Origin of the sequence: Rhodopseudomonas sp. BR0G17 (genome assembly GCF_010907025.1) — a bacterium.
GTDB classification, from domain to species: domain Bacteria; phylum Pseudomonadota; class Alphaproteobacteria; order Rhizobiales; family Xanthobacteraceae; genus Rhodopseudomonas; species Rhodopseudomonas palustris_H.
The window spans coordinates 1-7347 of the sequence record NZ_QUML01000065.1; the positions used below are offsets into that span (position 1 = coordinate 1).

Below are 7347 nucleotides of genomic sequence, written 5' to 3' on the forward strand. Positions count from 1 at the left end.
GCCGGCGCGCTTGGCCGAATCCGCCTGGAAGGTGCGGATGCGGGCGTCGGCTTCGATCGCCAGCGGGGTTTCGTCGTATTCGGCCTTCATCAGCTCGGCGCGGTTATACTTGCTGACGTCCTTGCCCTCTTCCTTCCAGGCATCATAGACCTGCCAGCGGAAGTTGAGCGTCCAGTTGAACGACGGCGAGTTGTTGTAGGCCAGCTTGGCGTTCGGCACGACTTCGCGGATCCGATCGACCATCGAGGCGATCTGCTCGATATGCGGCTTCTCGGTTTCGATCCACAGCAGGTCGGCGCCGTTCTGCAGCGAGGTGATGCAGTCCAGCACGCAGCGGTCCGCGCCGGTGCCCGGACGGAACTGGTACAGGTTGCTCGGCAGACGCTTCGGGCGCAGCAGCTTGCCGTTGCGGCTGATGATCACGTCGCCGTTGCCGATCTTGCTGGCATCGACTTCTTCGCAATCCAGGAAGCTGTTGTACTGGTCGCCGATGTCACCCGGCTGGTGGCTGACAGCGATCTGCTGGGTCAGGCCGGCGCCGAGCGAGTCGGTGCGGGTGACGATGATGCCGTCTTCCACGCCCATCTCGAGGAACGCGTGACGGATCGCGCGGACCTTGGCGATGAACACGTCGTGCGGCACGGTGACCTTGCCGTCCTGGTGGCCGCACTGCTTCTCGTCCGAGACCTGGTTCTCGATCTGCAGCGCGCAGGCGCCCGCTTCGATCATCTTCTTGGCGAGCAGATAGGTCGCCTCGGCGTTGCCGAAGCCGGCGTCGATGTCGGCGATGATCGGCACGACGTGGGTCTGGAAGTTGTCGATCTGGTCGATGATCGCGGTTTCCTTGGCCTTGTCGCCGGCCTCACGGGCCTTGTCGAGCTGGCGGAACAGGTCGTTGAGCTCGCGCGAATCCGCCTGGCGCAGGAAGGTGTAGATCTCTTCGATCAGCGCCGGCACCGAGGTCTTCTCGTGCATCGACTGGTCGGGCAGCGGGCCGAACTCCGAGCGCAGCGCCGCGATCATCCAGCCCGACAGGTAGATGTAACGGCGATCGGTCTTGCCGCCATTGTGCTTCTTGATCGAGATCAGCTTCTGCTGCGCGATGAAGCCGTGCCAGCAACCCAGCGACTGGGTGTACTTGGTCGGGTCGGCGTCATACGCAGCCATGTCGGCACGCATCTGCGCCGCGGTGTAACGGGCGATGTCCAGACCGGTCTTGAAGCGGTTCTGCAGGCGCATCCGAGCCACGGCCTCGGCGGTGACGCCATTCCAGGTCGGCTTGTCCTTGAGGAGAGCTTCGGCCGCTTCGATCTCGCTCTTGTAGGAGCTCGGAGCGTGGATGGCGCTGATGCCGCGTGGCTGGAAGTTCATGACATGATCCCTTCGGTACGAATAATTCGCAGCGCGACATTCGTGACAATCGCGCCTTGAAACGTGCCGAGAGATAAACGCGAGATGACAGAAGACGTACAGACCTCTTGCGAACGAATGGTGATGTCATGTAACTTCAGTACATGTAACATTTGTTATTTTGTAAATTTTGTAAAACGCGATATCTGGGGCGGAATCTGAAAGGACCCTGTAATGGCCGGCGATTCCGGTAAAAAACTGTTCGTGGGCCCCCGCTTCCGCCGCATTCGGCAGCAGCTCGGGCTGTCGCAAACCCAGATCGCCGAAGGTTTGGGCATTTCTCCTAGCTACGTCAACCTGATTGAGCGCAACCAGCGCCCGGTGACCGCCCAGATCCTGCTGCGGCTGGCCGAGACCTACGACCTCGACCTCCGGGACCTGGCCACCGCCGACGAGGACCGGTTCTTCGCCGAGCTCAACGAGATCTTCTCCGATCCCCTGTTCCGGCAGATCGACCTGCCGAAGCAGGAGTTGCGCGACCTGGCCGAGCTTTGCCCCGGCGTCACCCATTCGCTGCAGCGGCTGTACGCCGCCTACACCGAGGCGCGCCGCGGCGAGACCATGGTGGCGGCCCAGATGGCCGACCGCGAACAGATCCGCTACGAGGCCAACCCGATCGAGCGGATCCGCGACCTGATCGAGGCCAACCGCAACTACTTCCCCGAGCTGGAGCAGGCCGCCGAAGCGGTGCGCGACGAGCTCAATATCGGCTCGCAGGAGATGTTCGGCGCGCTGACCGACCGGCTGCGCGAGCGGCATTCGATCACCACCCGGATCATGCCGGTCGACGTGATGCGCGAGACGCTGCGAAGGTTCGACCGCCATCGCCGACAATTGCTGATCTCCGAACTGATCGACGGCCCCGGCCGCGCCTTCCAGGTCGCGTTCCAGACCGGGCTGACCGAGCACGGCGGCGTCATAGACGCGATCGTGCACCGCGCCGGCGGGCTCGAGGATCAGGCGCGGCGGCTGTATCGGATCACACTCGGCAACTACTTCGCCGCCGCCGTGATGATGCCCTATGCGGCGTTCCACGCCGCCGCCGAGCAACTCTCCTACGACGTCAACGTGCTGGCGCAGCGTTTCAACGCCGGCTTCGAACAGGTCTGCCACCGCCTCACCACGCTGCAGCGGCCGAACGCGCGCGGCGTGCCGTTCTTCATGCTGCGGGTCGACAACGCCGGCAACGTCTCCAAGCGGTTCTCCTCCGGCACCTTCCCGTTCTCGAAGTTCGGCGGCACCTGCCCGCTGTGGAACGTACACTCGACCTTCGACACGCCGGACCGGCTGCTCAAGCAGGTGATCGAACTGCCCGACGGCAGCCGCTACTTCTCGATCGCCCAGATGGTCCGCCGCCCGATCGCCCCGCACCCGCAGCCGCAGCCGCGCTTCGCGATCGGTTTGGGCTGCGAAATCCGCCACGCCGCCAAGCTGATCTACGCCGCCGGCATGGATTTGGAGAAAGCCGAAGGCACCCCGATCGGCGTCAACTGCCGCCTCTGCGAACGCGAACACTGCTCGCAACGGGCGGAGCCGCCGATCACAAGGACGCTGATCCTGGACGAGAACACGAGACGGGCGAGTAGCTTCGCGTTTAGTAACGCAAGGGAGTTGTGAGCCGCGCTCTTTCGTTGTTCGCCCGTTTTGCAGACACGACTCTCCCCGTCATTGCGAGCGAAGCGAAGCAATCCAGCTCCGAGCACTGGGCTGGATTGCTTCGTCGCTACGCTCCTCGCAATGACGGAGAGAGACGTTGGCCGCACCGACGAGGGCCCGCACCGCCGTCATTGCCGGGCTTGACCCGGCAATCCATCCCAACAACAGTCAGCTCTTCTGATTTGATGGATCGCCGGGTCGAGCCCGGCGATGACGCTTGGTGAGGTGGCGATGCTGCGGCTCGATTTGGCGGTTAGACAATTGCGAAGGTCCGGGATTGCGGCGGTCGCTGCAGCAACGCTCGTAATGACAATGTCGCTTTCTTCCCCCGCTCTCGCCCAGCGCGGCGCGTCGTGCCATGGCGGGCAGAGCTTCGATCAGTTTCTCGCCGGGCTGAAGCAGAAGGCGGTGGCGGCCGGCGTTTCACAGCGGGCGATCGCCGAGGCGTCGCCGTATCTCGTGTACGACCAGGGCATCGTCAATCGCGACCGCGGCCAGCGGGTGTTCGGGCAGATCTTCACGGTGTTCGCCGGACGGATGGCCTCCGAAGGTCGCCGCGTCAAAGGCCAGCAATTGATCAGGCAATACGCGAACGCCTTCGCGCGGGCCGAGAAGGAATATGGCGTGCCGCCGGCGGTGATCACCGCGTTCTGGGCGCTGGAGAGCGACTTCGGCGCGGTGCAGGGCAATCTGCCGACGCTGCGCTCGCTGGTGTCGCTGGCCTATGACTGCCGCCGCTCCGAGATGTTCCAGGACGAGACCATCGCGGCGCTGAAGATCATCGACCGCGGCGACCTGTCGCCGGGCGAGATGATCGGCTCCTGGGCCGGCGAGCTCGGCCAGACGCAATTCCTGCCGCGGCACTATTTCGACTACGCGGTCGATTATGACGGCGACGGCCACCGCGACCTGCTGCACAGCGCACCCGACGTGATCGGCTCGACCGCCAACTACATCGCCACCGGGCTGAAGTGGCGGCGCGGCGAGCCGTGGCTGCAGGAGGTGCGGGTGCCGGAGAACTTGCCGTGGGATCAGGCGGATCTCACCGTGAAGCATCCGCGCTCGCAATGGACGCAGTGGGGCGTGACTGCGGCGGACGGACGGCCGCTCTCGAACGACGCACTGCCGGCATCGCTGCTGCTGCCGATGGGGCGTCACGGTCCGGCGTTCCTCGCTTACGCGAACTTCGCCGCCTACACCGAGTGGAACAACTCGCTGATCTATTCGACCACCGCGGCCTATCTCGCCACCCGGATCGCCGGCGCGGGACCGATGCAGAAGCCCCGCGCCGCTGTCGCTCAGCTGTCGTTCAACGAGATGAAACAGCTGCAGCAGCTTCTGGTGCGCGCCGGCTTCGACGTCGGCAAGGTCGACGGCGTGCTCGGTCAGCAGACCCGCAGCGCGGTGAAGGCGATGCAGATCAAGTACGGCCTGCCGGCGGATTCCTGGCCGACCGCCGAACTGCTCACCCGGATGGGCGGCAGCGCCGCACCGGCGCCTTCGGCTTCCGCAGACCCGATGCAACCGACGGAGCCGCGGCGGGCTAAGCGCGCCCGCCCAGCCGCGCCGCTGCCGCAATAACCGAAAAATCCGTCCCGCGGCTTTTCAAATTCCGCCGACTTGCTCTAGGGTGCGACGCAATAACACTCTGGAGGAAACGACGTGCGTCATCTGTTGATTATGACAGCCACGGCTGTCGCGCTGGCTACCACCGCGGTCCATGCCGCCGATGACCTCAAGATCGCGCTGATCTACGGCAAGACCGGCCCGCTCGAAGCCTACGCCAAGCAGACTGAAACCGGCCTGATGATGGGGCTGGAATACGCCACCAAGGGCACGATGACGCTCGACGGCCGCAAGATCGTGGTGATCACCAAGGACGATCAGAGCAAGCCGGACCTCTCCAAAGCCGCTCTTGCCGAAGCCTATCAGGATGACGGAGCCGACATCGCGATCGGCACCTCGTCGTCGGCCGCAGCGCTCGCCGACCTGCCGGTCGCCGAAGAGAACAAGAAGATCCTGATCGTCGAGCCCGCCGTGGCCGACCAGATCACCGGCGAGAAGTGGAACCGCTACATCTTCCGCACCGGCCGCAACTCGTCGCAGGACGCGATCTCCAACGCGGTCGCGATCGGCAAGCAGGGCGTCACCATCGCCACCCTGGCGCAGGACTACGCGTTCGGCCGCGACGGCGTCGCCGCCTTCAAGGAAGCGCTGGCCAAGACCGGCGCCACGCTCGCCGCCGAAGAATATGTGCCGACCACCACCACCGACTTCACCGCGGTCGGCCAGCGGCTGTTCGATGCGCTGAAGGACAAGCCGGGCAAGAAAATCATTTGGGTGATCTGGGCCGGCGGCGGCGATCCGCTGACCAAGCTGCAGGACATGGACCCGAAGCGCTACGGCATCGAGCTGTCGACCGGCGGCAACATTCTGCCGGCGCTCGCCGCCTATAAGCGCCTGCCCGGCATGGAAGGCGCGACCTATTACTACTACGACATCCCGAAGAACCCGATCAACGAGTGGCTGGTGACCGAGCACCAGAAGCGCTTCAACGCGCCGCCGGACTTCTTCACTGCCGGTGGCTTCTCGGCCGCGATGGCGGTGGTTACCGCCGTGCAGAAGGCGAAGTCGACCGACACCGAGAAGCTGATCGCCGCGATGGAGGGCATGGAGTTCGACACGCCCAAGGGCAAGATGATGTTCCGCAAGGAAGACCATCAGGCGCTGCAGAGCATGTATCACTTCAAGGTCAAGGTCGACCCGGCCGTCGCCTGGGCGGTGCTGGAGCCGGTGCGCGAATTGAAGATCGAGGAGATGGACATCCCGATCCGGAATAAGAAGTAATGGCCGGGCGGGAGTCATTCCGGGGCGCGCGTCAGCGCGAACCCGGAATCCCGACATGTCCCGCGCCACTTTTTCAGGTGGCCTGAATCTCGAGATTCCGGGTTCGCGAGCTGCGCTCGCGCCCCGGAATGACGAACTCTAGCGATGAGGCTCGTCGCCTGCCTCACTCACAAACCGTCACCACCCGCGCATGCGGGTGGCCCAGTATCCCAGGGCGCCGGTGATGAACCGAAACTGCAGCGTACTGGATCCTCCGCATTCGCGGAGGATGACGACGGGATTGGGGAGACGTTGTGCACCATTCATGCTCCACTACGCCTTCGATGATGCTCTGACGTTGCGGTGACGGTGCTGCCATGACCACCCTCGAGACCCAATCCCTCACCATCCGGTTCGGCGGCCATGTCGCGGTCGACGCGGTGAGTTGCGCGTTTCGCCCCGGTGAGCTGACCGCGATCGTCGGGCCGAACGGCGCCGGCAAGACGACGTATTTCAACCTGATCTCCGGGCAACTCCGCCCGAGCGGCGGCCGCATCCTGTTCAACGGCGCCGACATCACCAAGATGACCGCGCCGCTGCGCACCCGCGCCGGGCTCGGCCGCGCGTTCCAGCTCACCAATCTGTTTCCCAATCTGTCGGTCGAAGAGAATGTTCGCCTCGCCGTGCAGGCGCACAGCGGCACGCATTACGACATGCTGCGGCCGTGGCGGACGCGGCGCGACCTGATCGAACGGGCCGACGCCATCCTCGACAGCGTTGCGCTGGGCGCCCGCCGCAATGTCGCCGCCACCGCGCTGTCGCATGGCGACCAGCGCAAGCTCGAAGTCGCGCTGATGATGGCGCTGGAGCCCAAGGTCTACATGTTCGACGAACCGACCGCCGGCATGAGCGTCGACGAGGTGCCGGTGGTGCTCGACCTGATCGCGCGGCTGAAGACCGACCCGTCCAAGATCATCCTCTTGGTCGAACACAAGATGGACGTCGTCCGCTCCCTCGCCGACCGCATCATCGTCCTCCACCACGGCAAGCTCGTCGCCGACGGCAAACCCGCCGAGGTGATCGCTTCGCCGATCGTGCAAGAGGCGTATCTGGGCATTGCACCGGGCAAGAGTGCGGCGTGAGAGTGATGATGAAAATATCGAATGCTTCGATGTTGGTGACGCCAGCTTCTGCGGTGTTGGTCACGCCCCCTCCCCGCACGCCAGCGAGCTCCCTCTCCCGCCTGCGGGAGAGGGTTGGGGTGAGGGCGCCACAAGGATGGCGTCCCGTTGTGGCCCCCCACCCCCGACCCCTCCCCGCAAGGGGGAGGGGAGCAGAGGCGCCGCAGTTGAACGCGAGCGTCATGACTGATCGATCGATGATGTTGCTATCACCCTCTCCCCACGCGCCAGCGAGCTCCCTCTCCCGCTTGCGGGAGAGGGTTGGGGTGAGGGC

Annotated in this window: 5 protein-coding genes; 4 read left to right on the plus strand and 1 reads right to left on the minus strand. The window is 64.7% G+C overall.

What is annotated here, in order from left to right:
- Positions 1-1371, minus strand: a 1371-nt coding sequence (locus DY467_RS24915; protein WP_164639701.1) for an isocitrate lyase, incomplete at its 3' end; no start/stop codon positions are given.
- Positions 1372-1584: 213 nt separating this feature from the next.
- Between DY467_RS24915 and DY467_RS24920 the strand changes: the two genes are divergently transcribed.
- From DY467_RS24920 to DY467_RS24935, 4 genes are all read left to right on the plus strand, one after another.
- Positions 1585-3027 carry a helix-turn-helix domain-containing protein gene (locus DY467_RS24920; RefSeq protein WP_164639703.1) on the plus strand — a complete coding sequence of 481 codons (1443 nt, stop codon included), beginning with the start codon at positions 1585-1587 and terminating at the stop codon, positions 3025-3027.
- Between the two features lie 351 nt (positions 3028-3378).
- Positions 3379-4647 (plus strand): lytic murein transglycosylase, encoded by a 1269-nt coding sequence (locus tag DY467_RS24925; RefSeq protein ID WP_246701641.1) that lies wholly within the window; start codon positions 3379-3381, stop codon positions 4645-4647.
- Between the two features lie 81 nt (positions 4648-4728).
- Entirely contained in the window at positions 4729-5913 is a 1185-nt protein-coding gene (locus tag DY467_RS24930) for a substrate-binding domain-containing protein (protein WP_107345968.1), read from the plus strand.
- A 356-nt stretch (positions 5914-6269) separates the two neighbouring features.
- Positions 6270-7034 (plus strand): ABC transporter ATP-binding protein, encoded by a 765-nt coding sequence (locus DY467_RS24935; RefSeq protein ID WP_107345969.1) that lies wholly within the window; start codon positions 6270-6272, stop codon positions 7032-7034.
- Positions 7035-7347 lie beyond the last annotated feature (313 nt).

Excerpts from the sequence above, each read along its gene's own strand:
- DY467_RS24925 (WP_246701641.1), top strand. The coding sequence starts at position 3,379 with ATGTCGCTTTCTTCCCCCGCTCTCGCCCAGCGCGGCGCGTCGTGCCAT.
- DY467_RS24935 (WP_107345969.1), top strand. The coding sequence starts at position 6,270 with ATGACCACCCTCGAGACCCAATCCCTCACCATCCGGTTCGGCGGCCAT.
- DY467_RS24920 (WP_164639703.1), top strand. The coding sequence starts at position 1,585 with ATGGCCGGCGATTCCGGTAAAAAACTGTTCGTGGGCCCCCGCTTCCGC.